Source organism: Myxococcaceae bacterium JPH2, assembly GCA_016458225.1.
Taxonomy (GTDB): domain Bacteria; phylum Myxococcota; class Myxococcia; order Myxococcales; family Myxococcaceae; genus Citreicoccus.
Map to the genome: position 1 here is coordinate 55,791 of JAEMGR010000012.1, position 16,784 is coordinate 72,574.

At 71.3% G+C, this 16,784-nt stretch carries 3 protein-coding genes; all 3 read right to left on the reverse strand.

From position 1 onward, the window contains the following. The gene (locus tag JGU66_19800; GenBank protein MBJ6763016.1) at positions 1–5,979 is read right to left on the reverse strand and encodes an SDR family oxidoreductase; all 5,979 of its coding nucleotides are present in this window, start codon (positions 5,977–5,979) and stop codon (positions 1–3) included. 47 nt (positions 5,980–6,026) lie between these two features. Continuing rightward, a complete protein-coding gene (locus JGU66_19805; protein ID MBJ6763017.1) occupies positions 6,027–10,703 on the reverse strand; it encodes an SDR family NAD(P)-dependent oxidoreductase in 4,677 nt (1,558 codons plus the stop codon). 76 nt (positions 10,704–10,779) lie between these two features. Continuing rightward, positions 10,780–16,230: an amino acid adenylation domain-containing protein gene (locus JGU66_19810; GenBank protein MBJ6763018.1), complete on the reverse strand. Its 5,451-nt coding sequence runs from the start codon at positions 16,228–16,230 to the stop codon at positions 10,780–10,782. Positions 16,231–16,784 lie beyond the last annotated feature (554 nt).

Consider the following 16,784-nt stretch of genomic DNA (forward strand, 5'->3'; position numbering starts at 1 on the left):
TCAGGCCACCTCCTGGCCGCCGGACGCATCACCACCGTCCGCGCCACCCTCGGCTTCCAGGACCGCGAGCAGCTCCGCCACCTGCTCGTCGGAGAGCTGATCCAGGTTCTCGAGCAGCTTCGCCGCCTCCGCCGCGGTGGTGGCCTTCCCGGCCTGCTTCGGCTTCGCCGCGGCGCTGGGCGCGGGAGCCGCCATCGCGCCCTCCATCGGATAGCCCAGGCGCGCGATGACCTCGTGCGTGGTGGCGTCCAGTCCGCGCGGCCACTTGATGCGCTTCCACGAGTCACCGAGGTTCTTCTCGATGCCCTGGTGCTGGAGGATGTTGGGATCCCCCAGGCCGCCCATCATGCGCTCCTTCTTGCCGTCGTACGGCTGGACCATGCGCTCGTCGAAGGGCAGCCCCAGGAAGTTGCAGACGCCCGTCATCACCTTGGTCGGATCCGCGACCAGGTCCTCGTAGCGCACCCAGTGGCAGCGCTCGCGGTCGATGCGATCGAAGAACTGGAGCAGGTTGCGGTTGGACAGCGCCCACACTGTCTCGGCGACCACGTAGGGGTCCACGTCCTGCGTGCCGAAGAGTCCCTGCGCGAAGAGCCGGTCGAAGCGCATGCGCAGCACCGACTCCATCACCGGGTACGGGTGCCGGTAGAGGTAGATGTACTTGGGCCGGTCGAACATCTCCTCGGCCCGCCACAGCGTCTCGGCCTCCATGGCGTACGTGGGCGTCTTGTCCACGAGCAGCCGCGAGCCCGCGAGCGCCTGGAGCTGTCCGAAGACCTCCTTCGACGACACGTTGTCCGCCACCAGCTTGTCCACCAGCGCCGCGCCCGCGGTGGAGTCCAGGCCCTGCAGCTCCATGAAGGCCCACTGCAGACCGCCCGTGGTCCACTCCATCTCGCTGCCGAAGCCGATGTTCTCCTTCCACTGCCGCATGGTCTCGAAGAACAGCAGGTTCACTTCGGGCGGGCAGAACAACTGCGGGTGTCCGGCCAGCATGACGCGGAAGAGGGTGGAGCCGGCGCGCGGGCTGGAGTGCACGAACACCATGGGCGGGTTCTTGCGCCCCGAGCCGCTCTGCTCACCCGAGCCGCGCTTGCGGTAGGGCTTGAGCGGGTAGTCCGCCAGCGGCCGGTTCTGCGCGAAGCGGAGCGGATCCGCCTGACGGTCCATCTCCACCAGCAGGTACTTGGACAGCGCGGGGATGGACGGGTTGGCCTGCACCTCGTGCGGGTAGAGCTGGAACTTGAAGTCCTGGCGCAGGCTGTACTCCAGCTCCGCGCCCAGCCGGTGCAGGTCGTACTGCTTCAGGCTCCCATCGGCGGGGAGCTGCGCGACGGGGATGCGCAGGCCCTCGGCGATGTGCTGCTGCAGGTACTCCGTCATGAGCGCCGGGCGCTCGGTGGGGAAGGCCGTGCGCAGCCGCTCCGCGATGGGCTTCTCCTTCGTGGTGGCGCGCTTCGCCAGCTCCGCCTCCACGCGCTGCGCGATGCCCGCCACCGTGGGCGTCTCGAACAGGCCGCGCAGCGACAGGTCCACCTTCAGTGCCGCGTGGATGTGATTGCGAAGCTGCGTGGCCAGCAGCGAGTGGCCGCCCAGCTCGAAGAAGTTGTCGTTGACGCCGATGCCGTCGATTCCCAGCACCTGCTCCCACACCGCGGCGACCGTCTTCTCCAACTCGTTGCGCGGCGCCACATGCGCGGTGACGAGCGCGGGGCGTGGGTGCTTCTTCTGTCCCGAAGCCCGAGCCGCCGCGCCCTGCGCCTGCGTGGGACGCGGGCGCTGGATGCGACGCGCGGCGAGGTCCGCGGTGGAGACCGCGACGCGCCCGCCCTCGACATGGGCCAGCACGCGACGCGTGGCCTCCACGCCCTCGGCGGGCTGGATGGCGAACTGTGCGAGCACCGGGCTCAGCTCGGCCATGGCGCGCGCGTCCGCGAACTGCCACGCGTCCCAGTCCACGCTCAGCCACGGGTACTCGGCCGTCTCCGAGCGCTGCTCGGCGAAGGCGTCCATGAACGAGCTGGCCGCGGCTTGCGCCACCTGCCCCAGGCCACCCAGCACCGAGGACAGCGAGGACACGAGCAGACAGAAGTCCAGGCCGCGCGCGGGCAGCACCTTCTCCAGCACGCGCACGCCGTGGACCTGCGGGCGGAAGTGCCACTCGCACTCGGTGGGGCTCGTCTCCGCGATGATGCCCAGCGTGGCGCCCTGCATGCCGCCCGCCGCGTGGATGACGCCATCGAGCTTCCCGAACCGCGCACGCACGCCCTCCACCACGGCGCGCATCCGCTCCTCGTTCGCGAGGTCCGCGGGGAACACCGCCACTTCGGCCCCGGACTCCTCCAAGCGCTGCGCGCTGCGGATGCGCAGGCTCACCGCGTCGTCCGCGCCGCGCTCCTTCACCCACGCGGCCCACTGCTCCTTCGCGGGGAAGTCCGGCGCCTCTACCAGCGCGAGCTTCGCGCGGTGCGTGCGCGCCAGCTCCGCCGCGAGCGCATGTCCAATGCCTCCCAGGCCATCCGTGATGAGGTACACGCCCGAGTCCCGCAGCACGGGCGCAGAGGTGCCTTCGAGCCGCAGCGGCTCGAACGTCTGCACCCAGCGCTGACGGCCGCGCCACGCGACGACGGCGTCGGAGGACGAAGCCGCCAGCTCCGCCGCGAGCTGCCGCGCCACCACGCCCGCATCCGAGGCCACCACGTCCACGAAGTGGCAGGTGAAGTGCGGATACTCCTGGGCCAGCACGCGGCCGGGGCCCATGAGCAGGGCCTTGTCCGCGGACAGTCGGTCCGCGCTCTCCACGCGGGCGGCCTCACTCGCCACCACCCACCACGCGAGCGGCTCGCTGCGGCCCGCCTCGCCCAGGGCGCGCGCGAGGAAGAGCTGGCTGTGGAAGCCCACCGCCAGCGTCGTCGCCAGCGCGGGGGCCTCCTTCGTCACGCCCCAGAGGTGCATCACGCCGTCGAAGTCACGGCCCTCGTCCTTCAGGGCGCGCAGCAGCGCGGCGTAGTCCTCCGGCCGCTCGGGGGCGATGGCATAGAGCCCGTCCGCGCGGCGCGCGAACGTTGGGCCCGGAACCACGCGCGTCACCGCGCCACCGGACAGCATCGGGGCCAGCGCCTCGGCCACGCCCGCGCCGTCCGCGAAGACGAGCCAGCCGCGTCCCGTGGTGCTCGCCTTCGCGCCGCGCGACAGCGGCGCGCGCTTCCACGACGCCGTGTAGAACCAGTCCGCCAGGTCCGCCTTCTTCGCCAGCGAAGGCGCCTCGGCGGGACGCGCCGCGCCCCCAGCACCCAGCGGACGGGCATCCACCCAGTAGCGCTGCCGCTCGAAGGGGTAGGCGGGCAGCGGCACGCGACGGCGCTCCTCGTGCGCGCTGAAGCCCTTCCAATCCACCGACACGCCCTGGAGCCACAGCCGCCCCGCGGTGCCCAGCAGCACGGAGAGGTCTTCCGTCTGCTCACGCGGGTGGCGCATGGCGCTGAGCACCACGCGGCCCTCTGCGTCCGGCTGCTGCCGGGCGAGCGTGGCGAGCACGTTGCTCGGGCCCACCTCCAGCAGCGCGGCCTGGGGCCACTTGCGCGCCAGCTCCTGCAGGCCCGCGGCGAAGCGCACCGCCTGCCGCAGGTGCGTGGCCCAGTAGCCCGGGTCCGTCGCCTGCGCGGCGTCGATCCACGTCCCCGTCACGTTGGACAGGAAGGGCAGCTTGGGCGCGGACAGCTTCACCTGCCGCACCCGCTCGGTGAACGCCGCGAGGATGGGGTCCATCATCGCGGAGTGGAACGCGTGCGAGGTGTGCAGGCGCGAGACGTCCACGCCCTGCGTCTCCAGTACGGCTTGGAGCGAGTCCACCGCGGGCGTGGGGCCCGCGACCACCGTGAAGCCCGGCGCGTTGACGGCGGCCACCGACAGCGTGGGGCCCATCAGCGGCTTGAGCGCATCCTCCGTCAGGCGCGCGGACAACATGGCGCCCGAGGGCATGGACTGCATGAGCCGACCGCGCGCGGCCACCAGCGCCAGCGCGTCCTTCAGCTCGAAGACGCCCGCGAGGCAGGCCGCCACGTACTCGCCGATGCTGTGACCGAGCATCGCGACAGGCTTCACGCCCCACGACATCCACAGCTTCGCCAGCGCGTACTCCACCGCGAAGAGGGCAGGCTGGGTCAGCGACGTCTGGCCCAGCTGCGTGCGCGCCTCGTCCTCTCGCGCGGGCTCGGGGAAGAGCACGGTGCGCAGGTCCAGGCCCAGGTGCGGCTGAAGCTCTTTCGCGCAGGTGTCCAGGTGCTCGCGGAACACCGGCTCGGACGCATACAGGCCGCGCGCCATGCCGACGTACTGCGAACCCTGGCCGGGGAAGAGGAACGCGACCGGGCGGTCTTGCACCGCGGCGGCCTGCGTCCACAGTCGCTGGCTGTCCGTGGCCTCCAGCGCGGCGACCGCATCGTCGCGGTCGCGGCACAGCAGCACGCGCCGCTGCGTCATCGGCTGACGGCCCACCTGGAGCGTCCAGGCCGCGTCCGGCAGGGAGACGCTGGGGTTCGCCTTCAGGTGCGTGGCCAGGTTGCGCGTGGCCGCCTCCAGCGCCGCGGGCGTCTTGGCGGACAGCACCACGAGCTGGCTCGGACGCGAGGGGCTCGAGGCCGGGCGCGCGGGCGCCTCCTCCAGCACCACGTGCCCGTTGGTGCCACCGACGCCGAACGAGCTGACGCCCGCGCGGCGCGGATGCTTCGCCGGAGCAGGCCAGTCCTTCAGGGTGGTGTTGACGTAGAAGGGGCCGCCCGCGAAGTCGATTTCCGGGCTGGGCTGCTCGAAGTGGAGGCTGGGGGGAATCTGCTTCTGCTCCAGCGTCATCACCGCCTTGATGAGGCTGGAGACGCCGGCCGCGTTGGCCAGGTGTCCGATGTTGCTCTTGAGCGAGCCCATCGCGATGCGCGGCGGGTTCGCCTTCGCCGCGGCCGAGCGCGGCTTGAAGGCCTTGTTGAGCGCGCGCACTTCGATGGGGTCGCCCATCTTCGTGCCCGTGCCGTGCGCTTCGACGTAGCCCACGGTCTCCGGCGCCACGCCCGCTGCACCCAGCGCCTCGCTGATGACGGAGGACTGTCCCTCCACGCTGGGGGCCGTGTAGCCGACCTTCAGCGCGCCATCGTTGTTGATGGCCGTGCCCTTGATGACCGCGTGGATGTGGTCACCGTCCTCGATGGCATCCGCCAGCCGCTTGAGCACCACCACGCCCACGCCGCTGCCGAACACCGTGCCGTCCGCCTTCGCGTCGAACGCACGGCAGTGCCCGTCCGGAGACACGATGCCACCGGGGACGAAGCCGTAGCCCTCCGGGTGCTTCACGTGCACGGACACGCCGCCCGCCAGCGCCATGTCGCACTCCTCGTTGAGGAGGCTCTGGACGGCCACGTGGGTGGCCACCAGGGACGTGGAGCACGCGCTCGCGATGGAGTAGCTGGGCCCGCGCAGGTTCAGCTTGTAGGCCACGCGGGTGCTGAGGAAGTCACCGCCGTTGCCCACGTCGATCTGCACCTGATCCAACCCGCTGAGCTGGTCCAGGTTCGAGACGAGGTTGTAGACGAGGTACGTGTTGGTGGCCGCTCCCGCGAACACGCCGATGGGCCCGTCGAAGCCCTCCGGCGTGTGGCCCGCGCGCTCCATCGCCTCCCAGGCGCACTCCAGGAAGACGCGGTGCTGCGGATCCATCAGCTCCGCCTCGCGCGGCGTGAAGCCGAAGAAGCCGGCGTCGAACAGCTCCATGCCGTCCAGCGCCGCGGAGGCCTTCACGTGCTGCGGGTCCTTCCGCTGCTCCGCGCTGACCCCGAGCTTCTCCAGCTCGGCGTCGCTCACGGGGCGGATGGACTCCACGCCCTGGCAGAGGTTGCGCCAGAACGTGTCCAGGTCGGCGGCGCCGGGGAAGCGGCCCGCCATGCCGATGATGGCGACTGCCTGCGCGTCAATGGGGGAGTCGGATGCCATGAGAGTCTTCGGAAGTCAGAGGTCGGAAAGCGGAGGGACGCGGGCGCTCAGCGCTCTTCGTCCGGGGTCGTGTCGTCCTGGCGCTGGGCGCGGCGCGCGCGGCGGCGCTCGCCTCGGCTGAGCGCCTCGGTGGGCTCAGGGCTGGACTCCTCGTCGGAAGTCCCCTTGGCCTCCTTGAGCAGCTTGGCCAGCGCGCCCACCGTGGGGCCTTCGTAGAGGGTGACGGCGGGCAGCGCGACGCCGAACTCCTCGCGCACGCGGGCGATGAGCTTCACGCCCACCAGCGAGTTGCCCCCCAGCTCGAAGAAGTTGTCGTGGACGCCCACCTGCGCGAGCCCCAGCGTCGTCTCCCAGAGGCGGGCGATGTCCGCCTCCAGCGAGTCGCGCGGCGCCACGTAGGCGTTCTGGAGCGCCGGCCGAGGCGTCTTCTCCTGGCCCAGCGTGGCCTCCTTCTGCACCACGGCCTCCGCCTTCGCGCTGTCCGCGGGCCGGGCCCACTTCTGCGCGCGCGCCTTCAGGCTGCTGGTGGACACGGCGACCTGCGACACCGCGCCCAACTGGAGCAGGTGCTCGAACGCCTCCGCGCCCTCGGCGGGGGTAATCGCCAGCGAGCCGAACGGGTTGGAGGTCGCGCCCTCCGCACCCGACTCGAAGCGCCACGCGTCCCAGCCCACGCTCATCCACGGCACCGGCGACTCGTGCGCCATGCGCGCCGCGAAGGCGTCCATGAACCGGGTGGCCGCCGCGTACGACGCCAGCCCCAGCCCGCCCAGCACCGCCGCGAGCGACGAGGACAAGAGGACGAAGTCGAGCGGACGGCCGCGCAGCACCTCCTCCAGCGCGTACACGCCGAGCACGCGGCCCTGGAAGGTCGCGCGCACGTCCTCGGGGCGCGTGTCCGGGATGGCCCGGAACAGCGCCTGCCCCACGTCACCGGCCGCGTGCACCACGCCGTGCAGCGCGCCGAAGCGAGCCACCGCCGCGTCCACCGCCGCCTGGAGCTGCGCCCGGTCGGACGCGTTGGCCGCGACCACCAGGACCTCGGCGCCGAGCGCCTCCAGCTCGCGCACCTGCTGGATGCGGCGGCTCACCGCGTCCGTCGCGCCGTGCGAGGCGAGGTGCGCGTCCCACGTGGCGCGCTCGGGCAGTGCCGTGCGGCTGGCGAGCACCAGCTTCGCGCCCACCTTGCGCGCCAGCACCTGCGCGTGCACGAAGCCCAGCGTGCCGAAGCCGCCGAGCAGCAGGTACACGCCGCCCGTGCGCAGCGGGAGCTGGGCGGGACGGGCCTGCTCGGCCGGGACGGGCTCGTACGTCTGCGCCCACCGCGCACCGCCTCGGTAGGCGAGCACGTTCTCCTGGCGAGACGGCGTCGCGCACTCGGACAGCAGTGCCTCCGCGAGCGCGCCCTCCTGCCAGCTCCCCGCCATGGGCACGCTCACGTCCACGGCCTTGGCGGACAGGTGCGCATACTCCTGGGGAATCACGAGGCACGGGCCCAGCACCGTCGCCTGCTCGGGGCTGGGGCGCTCATCGCCCAGCGCCTGCATGCGGTGCGTGACGGCCACGAGCGACACGGGCCGCGTGCCCGGCTGACGTCCCAGCGCCTGCGCGAGGAACAGCAGTCCGTGGAAGCCCTTGTCCAGCGCGGGCTCCAGCGCCGCGGCGCCGTGCTCCGGACCCGGCTGCGTGCTCCACAGGTGCAGCACGTGGTCTGGCGCGAGCCCCATCGCCGAGAGGTTGTCCAGCAGCACGCCGTGGCTCGCGGCGTCGGAGGCGTTCACGGTCCAGTGCCGCTCGGACACCTTCGCGGTGAGGATGCCGGGTGTGAGCGTGACGACGTCCTGCCCCGCATCCCCCAGCCGCTTCGCGAGCTGCGCGCCCAGGCCCGTGGCCTGGGTGTTCGGCAGGTACAGCCACCAGCACGCCTTCTTCGCGCTCCATGCGCCCGTGGGGGGCGGCAGGGTGCGCTGCCACGAGGGCAGGTAGAACCAACGGGCCACGGGCTGCTTCTGCTCGGCGGAGGCGCTCTCGGTGCGCGCGGAATCGCCCGAGTCCTTGCGCGGCTCCACCCAGTGACGCGTCCGCTCGAAGGGCGAGGTGGGCAGCGCCACGCGACGACGGCGCTCGCCGCCGAGGAAGCTGTCCCAGTTCGGCTCGATGCCCTCCATCCACAGCCGGCCCAGCGTGGCGAGCACGAACTCCACGTCCGCGTGCTGCTCCTTCGGGTGGCGCAGCGAGGACAGGATGGCGTGCTGCGCGCCCTTGGCGGGGTGCTGCCGCGCCAGAGTGGCCAGCGTGTTGCCGGGGCCCACCTCCAGCAGGATGGCGTCCGACTCCTTCATCAGCTCCGCCACGCCGTCCGCGAAGCGCACCGCGCCGCGCAGGTGCCGCGCCCAGTAGTCGGGGCTCGTGGCCTCCTCGGACGTCACCCAGGTACCGGTGACGTTGGACAGGTACGGCATCTGCGGCGCCTGCCGCGTCACCTTGCGCACCGCCTCGCGGAACGCATCGAGGATGGGGTCCATCATCGATGAGTGGAACGCGTGCGAGGTGTGCAGCCGCGTGCTGTGCACGCCGCGCGCGGTGAGCTGCTCCACGAGCGCATCCACCGCGGCCGTGGGGCCCGCCACCACGCAGGTGGAGGGGCTGTTGACGGCGGCCACGGACAGCCCGCCGGACAGGAGCGGCTTGACCTCCGCCTCCGTCATCGGCACCGCGAGCATGGCGCCCGTGGGCATGGACTGCATGAGCCGGCCGCGCGCGGCCACCAGCGCCAGCGCGTCATCCAGCGTGAACACGCCCGCCAGGCACGCGGCCACGTACTCGCCGATGCTGTGGCCCACCATCGCGTGCGGCTTCACGCCCCACGACATCCACAGCTTCGCGAGCGCGTACTCCACGACGAAGAGCGCGGGCTGCGTGAGCGACGTCTGCTTGAGCCGCTCCGTGGCCGCCTCGCGCGCCTCCGGGGCGGGGTAGAGCACCGTGCGCAGGTCCAGACCCAGGTGCGCCTTGAGCTTCTGCGCGCACGCGTCCACCTCGTCACGGAAGGCGGGCTCCTGCTCGTAGAGCTGGCGGCCCATGTCCACGTACTGCGAGCCCTGCCCGCTGAACATGAACATCACCGGGCGCCCCTCGTTCTCCGAGGCGCCCGTGAAGACGCGGCCGGGCTCGCGCGAGGCCAGCGCCTCCACCAGCTCCGCGGTGCTGCGCGCCACCACCGCGCGGCGCTTGGAGAAGCGCTTGCGCCCCTGCTGCAGCGTGAACGCGACGTCCGCGAGCGGCACGTCCGGGTTCTCGCGCAGGTGCGCGACCAGCCGGTCCGTGGCGGCCTCCAGCGACTGCTCCGTGCGCGCCGACAGCAGCACGAGCTGTCCTCCGCGGCGCGGCGCGTCCGTGGCGGCCTGCGGCGGGGCCTCCTCCAGCACGGCGTGCGCGTTGGTGCCGCCCATGCCCAGCGAGGTGATGCCCGCGCGGCGCGGCGTCTCTCCCTTGGGGAAGTCGCGCAGCTGCGTGTTCACGAAGAAGGGGCTGTTGGGGAAGTCACACGCCGGGTTGGGCGTGTCGTAGTTGAGGCTGGGGGGGATCAGCTTGTGGTGTAGCGTGAGCGCCGCCTTGATGAAGCCCACCGCGCCGGCCGCCGAGTCCAGGTGGCCGATGTTGCTCTTCACCGAGCCGAGCGCACAGAAGCCCTTCTTGTCCGTGCCCGCGCGGAACGCCTGCGTGAGCGCCGTCACCTCGATGGGGTCGCCCACCACGGTCGCGGTGCCGTGCGCCTCCACGTAGCCGATGGACTCGGGCTCCACGCCGGCCACCGCCTGCGCGAGCGCAATCACTTCGGCCTGCCCCTCGACGCTGGGGGCCATGTAGCTGACCTTGTGCGAGCCGTCGTTGTTGACCGCCGAGCCGCGCACCACCGCGTAGATGGTGTCGCCGTCCTTCAGCGCGTCCTCCAGCCGCTTGAGCACGACGACCGCCGCGCCGTGTCCCGCGACGAAGCCCGCCGCCTTCTCATCGAACGTGTGGCAGTGCCCGTCCGGCGCGGTGGTGCCACCCTCGTAGTACAGGTAGCCCGCCTTCTCGGGGAAGTGGATGGACACGCCGCCAGCTAGCGCCATGTCGCACTCGTAGGCGAGCAGGCTCTGGCAGGCGTAGTGGATGCACGTGAGCGACGTGGACGATGACGACTGCACCGTCACGGCGGGGCCCTTCAGATTCATCCGGTAGGCCACCTCCGTGGTGAGGCTGTCCTTGTCGTTGCCGATGGACGCCTGGAGGCTCTCCACCGACGCGACGTGCGCCAGGTGCGAGTACAGGTTGGAGAGCAGGTACGTGTTCATGCTCATGCCGCCGAACACGCCCACCCGGCCCGGCTGCCGGTCCGGGCTGTAGCCCGCGGTCTCCATCGCCTCCCACGCGCACTCCAGGAAGACGCGGTGCTGCGGGTCCATCAGCGCCGCCTCGCGCGGGTTCATGCCGAAGAACGCCGCGTCGAACATGTCGGTGTCGCCGAGCACGCCGCGCGCCTTCACGTAGTTGGGCGCGCGCACCATCGCCGGGTCCACGCCTTCCGCGATGAGCTCCTCGTCCGTGAAGAAGGTGATGGTCTCCACCCCTCCGCACAGGTTCTTCCAGAACTCAGAGATGGTCTTCGCGCCGGGAAGGCGGCCACCCAGACCTACGACGGCGATGCCGTCCACCTCGGGAAGCGTGTCATTGGTCATGTGCAAAATCCCGTGTCATCAAAACGTATGAACCTGTGCCGCCTTGCGTGTGTAGACCAGGGGTCCCACGCGAGGCCTACTTGCCGCGACCGCGGGCCTGCTGCCGGCGGGCTTGTGCAGCCCGACGTCGCTCCGCCTCGTCCTTGAGCTTCTGCGCGGCGGCGCCGCTGTCCTCGTCTTTGCGGGACAGGTGCTGGGCGAGCGCGCTGACCGTGGTGAACTTGAACATGTCCACCAAGGCCAGGTTGGCGCCCAGTTCCTCGCGCAGGCGACGGTGCGCCTGAGCGATGAGCATGGAGTTGCCTCCCAGCTCGAAGAAGTTGTCGTGCAGCCCCACGCGCTCCACCTTCAGCACGGACTGCCAGATGGTGGCGACGCTGCGCTCCACCGCGCTCTGCGGCGGGGCGTAGGCGGCGGCCGTGGCCAGCTTGGCGCCCTCGGGCGCGGGCAGGGCCTTCGCGTCCACCTTCCCGTGCGGGGTGAGCGGCAGCGACGCGAGCGGCACATACGCGGACGGCAGCATGTACGGCGGCAGCGCCTCGGAGAGGAAGGCGTGCAGGTCCGTGTGCGTGGGCGCGGGCTCTCCGAGCACCACGTAGGCCACGAGCCGCTTGTCGCCCGGCGAGTCCTCGCGGGCCATGAGGAACGCCTCGCGCACGGCCGGGTGGCGGCGCACGGCGGCGGCCACTTCACCCAGCTCGATGCGGAAGCCGCGGATCTTCACCTGGTCGTCCGCGCGAGACAGGAACTCGAGCACGCCCTCGGTGCTCCAGCGCGCCATGTCGCCCGTGCGGTAGAGCCTGGACCCGGGCTGGAAGGGATTGGCCACGAAGCGCTCGGACGTCAGCTCCGGACGGCGCCAGTAGCCGCGCGCCAGTCCCAATCCGCCCACGTACAGCTCGCCCGGCGCGCCCACCGGCAAGAGGTTGCGCTCGCCATCCAGCACGTAGACGTCCGTGTTGATGATGGGGCGGCCAATCGGCACCCACGTGTGCCCCTGGAGGTCCTCGACCTTCAGGTGGTGGTACGTGGTGCAGACCGTGGTCTCGGTGAGGCCGTAGCCGTTGACCACCGGCGTGGTGCCCAGGAGCTTCTCCACGTCGCCGGCCACCAGCGCCTCGCCACCGCTCAGCACGAGCTTGAGGGGCGGCAGCTCGTCCTTGCGCGCGTTGAGGCCCGCGATGACCGCGGGCACCGTGCTGACGATGCTCACGGTGTGCCGCGAGATGAGGCCGAAGAGCTTCTCCTGGTCGAGGATCTCATCCTCGGTGGGCAGCACCAGCGCGCCGCCCACGCACAGCAGCGGGAGGATTTCGCCCACGAAGCTGGCCGAGGACACGGACGTGAGGGGCAGCATCCGGTCGCCCGCGTCCGGGTGGTACGACTCGAGGAACGAGCGCACCAGGTTCGCCAGACCGCCGTGCTCCAGCATCACGCCCTTGGGCTGACCCGTGGATCCGGACGTGTACACGAGGCACGCGAGGTCCCCGGCCTTGGCCACCGCGGGCGCGGGCAGCGAGGTGCTCGCCGCGGCGCTCCAGTCGATGTCCTGATCCACGTTCACCAGCCGCGTCGCCGCGCCCGAGGGCAGCACGCGCCGCAGCGACGAGTGGGTGAGCAGCAGGGCGGCCTGGGCATCCTCGAGGATGAAGGCCAGTCGCTCCGCGGGGTAGGCCGGATCGATGGGCGCGTACGCCGCGCCCGCGGACAGCACGCCCAGCACCGACACGAGCGTCTCCACCGAGCGCTCCAGGCACAGGCCCACCACGTCGCCCGGCTTCACGCCGTGCTCGCGCAGCCAGACGGCCAGGTGGCCCGCGCGCTGGCTCAGCTCGCGGTAGCTCAGGCTCGCGTCCTGGAAGAAGACCGCGATGTTCTCCGGCGTGCGCGCGACCTGCGCGGCGAACAGCGCGGGCAGCATGTCCGCGTCCGTCAGCGGCACGCGCGGGCCCCGCCATGTCTCCAGGAGCTGCTGCTGCTCGGCCTTCGTCAGCACGGGCAGGGCCGCGAGCGACTGGCTCGGATGCGCGACGATGCCGGTCAGCAGCGTGCGCAGGTGGCCCGCCATGCGCTCCACGGTGGCCGCGTCGAACAGGTCGGTGTTGAACTCGAAGGACGCCACCAGCTCGCCGTCCGCCTCGCCCATGGTGAGCGTGAGGTCGAACTGCGCATCCTGGTGCTCCAGCACCAGCGACTCGATGGGCAGCCCCGCTACCTGGGCCCGAGCGCCGGGGATGTCCAGGGAGAAGGGCGTGAGGCCGCGCTCATCCAGCTTGGAGGCGCGCTGGTAGACGAACATCACCTGGAACAGCGGCGAGCGGCTCTGGTCGCGCACCGGCTGGATGCGATCCACCAGTGTGCTGAAGGGGTAGTCCTGGTGCTCCAGCGCCCCGAGCATCGTCGTGCGCGTCTGGGCCAGGTAGTCCGTGAAGGAGAGCGTGGGCGAGGGCCGCGTGCGCACCACGAGCGGGTTGACGAAGTAGCCCGTCACCTGCGCCAGCTCCGCGCGTCCACGGCCCGCGCTCACCACGCCGAGCGTGAAGTCCTGCTGGCCCGTGTAGCGGTGCAGGAGCGCCTGGAAGGACGCCTGGAGCACCATGTTGGGCGTGGCGCCCTGCTCACGCGCGAGTGCCTTCACGGCCTCGGTGAGCTTCGCGTCCAGCCGCGTGGCGAACACCTGCCCGTGGTACGTCTGCACGGGCGGGCGCGGGCGATCCGTGGGCAGCTCCAGCACCGGCAGCGGGCCGGAGAGCTGCTCGCGCCAGTACTTCTCCAGCGCCGCGCCGCGAGCACCCGCGAGCATCTCCGCCTGCCACCGCGCGTAGTCCGCGTAGCTGCGAGACGGCGCCGCCAGCGCGGGCTGCTTGCCCAGGCGCAGCGCGGGGTAGAGCGCGTCCAACTCCTCGGCCATCACCGCCAGCGACCAGAAGTCCGTGACGATGTGGTGCAGGGCGATGAGCAGCGCGTGGTCATCCGCCGCGCGGGTGAAGAGGCGCACGCGCAGGAGCGGGCCCTTCTCCAGGTCGAACGGGCGGCGAGCCTCGGCGGACAGGTGCTCCAGCACCTGCGCCTCGCTCCAGCCCGCCGCGTCCGTGGTCGCGAAGTCGAGCGGGAGCTGCGGGTGCACGCGCTGCACGGGGCCCGTGGCGCCCATGGCGAACGTGGTGCGCAGGGCGGGGTGCCGCGCGACGATGGACTCGAACGCGCCGCGCAGCGCCGTGGCATCCAAGGCCCCGCGCACGCGCACCGCGACGGGCACGTGGTAGGCCGCGCTCTCGGGCGCGAGCTGCTGGAGGAACCAGAGGGACTGCTGGCCGCCAGACAGCGGAGCGTCACCGCTCTGCTGCGCGGCCGCCACCGGGCCCGAGGCGCGGGACGACGCGGGCGCGGACAGGAGTGCCTCCACGACCTCGGCCAGCTTCGCGAGCGGAACGCCCTGGAGGATGTCCGACAGGGGCACGTCCACGCCCAGGCTCGCGTCCAGGCCGCTCTTGAAGTCCACCGCCATGAGGGAGTCGACCCCGTAGGCGTGGAGGGGCTTGGACGGATCCACCTGCGACGTGGGCAGGCGCAGCACCTGCGCGGCCTGCTCCTGGAGGAACACGGTCAGCATCGCGCGGCGCGCGGTGGGGTCCTGCACCGCGGCCAGCATCTTCTGGATGAAGCTGGGCTCACGCGCGGGCTGCGGCGCGGCCTCGGCCTGGTGCGTCTGCGCGGTGGCCGCGGCGGGGGCCGTGGGCGCGGTGCTGGTGAGGATGCTCTGGTGCAGCGCCTCCAGCGTGCCGGCGACGAACTCGGCGCGCGCGGCGAAGCGCTGGATCTTGCCGCTGGACGTCTTGGGGATGGCTCCGGCGCCCAGGATGACGACGCCGTAGAGCTGCAGCTCGTGCTGATCCGCCACGTTCTGCCGGATGGACTGCGCGAGCGCGTCCAGGTCCAGGCCGCCCGACTCGACGGCGCGGCGGTCGACCTCGGTCACCGCGACGAGGCGCTCCTCGTCTCCCAGCTCCACGGAGAACGCCGCGGTGCAACCCGGGCGGATGGCCTGGTGGGTGAGCTCCACCGTCCGCTCGATGTCCTGCGGGTAGTGGTTGCGGCCTCGGATGATGATGAGGTCCTTGAGGCGGCCGGTGACGAACAGCTCGCCGTCCGAGAGGAAGCCCAGGTCGCCGGTGCGCAGGAACTCGGTGGGGTCCTCCGTGCCCGCGAGCTTCCCGTGGAAGGTGGCCGCGGACTGCTCGGGGCGGTTCCAGTAGCCCTGAGCCACGCTGGGGCCGGACACCCAGATTTCACCCACCGCGCCCGGAGCGCACGGCGCGCCGGTCTCCGGGCTCGCGATGACGATGCGCTGATCCGGCAGGTTGCGGCCCGAGCCCACCTGCGTCTGCGCGCCCGGCGCCCCCGGCGTCAGGTACTCCACGCGGTTCTGCTTGAGCGCGGCGCCGTTCACGGTGCGCTGGGTGGGCAGCTCGTCCTTGTGGCCACCCGAGGCGATGAGCGTGCCCTCGGCGAGGCCGTAGCACGGGTAGATGGCCTCGGACTTGAAGCCCGAGGGACCGAAGGCCTCCGCGAAGCGCGTGAGCGTGTCCGGGTGGATGGGCTCGGCGCCGTTGAAGGCGAGGTTCCACCGGCTCAGGTCCAGCGCGGCGCGCTCCTCGGGCGTGGACTTGCGCACGCACAGGTCGAACGCGAAGTTGGGTCCGCCGCTCGTGGTGGCGCGGTAGCGCGAGATGGCGTTGAGCCAGCGCATGGGCCGCTTGAGGAAGTCCACCGGCGAGAACAGCACCACCGGGAAGCCGCCATACAGCGGCTGGAGGATGCCACCGATGAGCCCCATGTCGTGGTACGGCGGCAGCCAGATGACGCCCTGGCTCTCTTTCGAGTGCCCGAAGCACTGGTAGATCAGCTTCGAGTTGTGCAGCAGGTTGGAGTGCGTGAGCACCACGCCCTTGGGCGAGGACGTGGAGCCGGACGTGTACTGGAGGAACACGCGCGTGCCGGCGTCCACGGTGGGCTCGCGCCAGCCCTCGGCGACTTCCGCGTCCAGCGTGTCCGTGGCCATCCAGTGCAGCGAGCGCAGCTCCGGGGCCTGCTCGAACAGCATCTCGGCCATGCCGTAGATGAAGTCCGTGGTGAGCGCGACGGTGGCCTGCGCGTCCTGGCAGATGGCCAGGAGGCGCGGCATCGTGCGGCCCAGGCGCATGGGGTCCGGCGGATAGATGGGCACCGCGATGACGCCCGCGTAGAGGCAGCCGAAGAAGCCCGCGATGTAGTCGAGCCCCGGCGGATACAGCAGCAGCGCCCGCTGTCCTTGCGCCCCGCGCGCCTGGAGCGCCGCCGCGATGGCGCGCGCCTTGCGATCCAGCTCCGCGTAGGTGAGGTGCGCTTCCTCGCTGTCGCCATCGACGAGGAACGTGAAGCCGCGCAGGTCCGGCTGGAGCCGGGCACGCGTGCGCAGCAACTCCACGAGCGTGGAGCACGAGACGTCGGTTGCCGACGTGAAAGCGGAAATCGGGCCAGAGGACATGAGGCCTACTCCTGGGCAGCGGCGGTGGGGCGCCGTTTCACGCTCCGGCGGGAACCGGGGGGCGGGCGGGGCGCGGATTCAACGCAGGGGTGAACGTTCCTGAAAAGGGCGAAATAGCATTCCAGCCCGGTCTGACAGGGCCTCAGTAGGGAGGCCGCGCCATACACCGACTGTGAATCGGCCGTGTATCGCGCATGTCTTGCTCCGGTGAATCTTTGGAGCTGCGCCGAGGCGCGCGGTGGAGCAGGGCCCCGAGGGGCTCGCTAAGTGGGCGGGTGATTCCAGGCTGGGATGTCATCGCGGATAGGAGGCCTCACGCAGTGCGGCGCACCGATCTTCTCCCGCGAAACTGGAAACATGCAAACACCCCAATAGGTCAGAAGCATGAGCGCACCCGACAAGGAAGCCGTTCCTGACTTTCTAAGAAACGTGGCACAGCTTCTCTCTCCACGGGAACACGCGCGGGGTGTGAGTTCTCGGGTGCGCCCTACCTCAAAGGGTGGCCTCGCCAGCGATGTTGATTCCGCCAATAAATAATCAGGAAATTCTTGTTT

Excerpts from the sequence above, each read along its gene's own strand:
- JGU66_19800 (MBJ6763016.1), bottom strand. The coding sequence starts at position 5,979 with ATGGCATCCGACTCCCCCATTGACGCGCAGGCAGTCGCCATCATCGGC.
- JGU66_19805 (MBJ6763017.1), bottom strand. The coding sequence starts at position 10,703 with ATGACCAATGACACGCTTCCCGAGGTGGACGGCATCGCCGTCGTAGGT.
- JGU66_19810 (MBJ6763018.1), bottom strand. The coding sequence starts at position 16,230 with ATGTCCTCTGGCCCGATTTCCGCTTTCACGTCGGCAACCGACGTCTCG.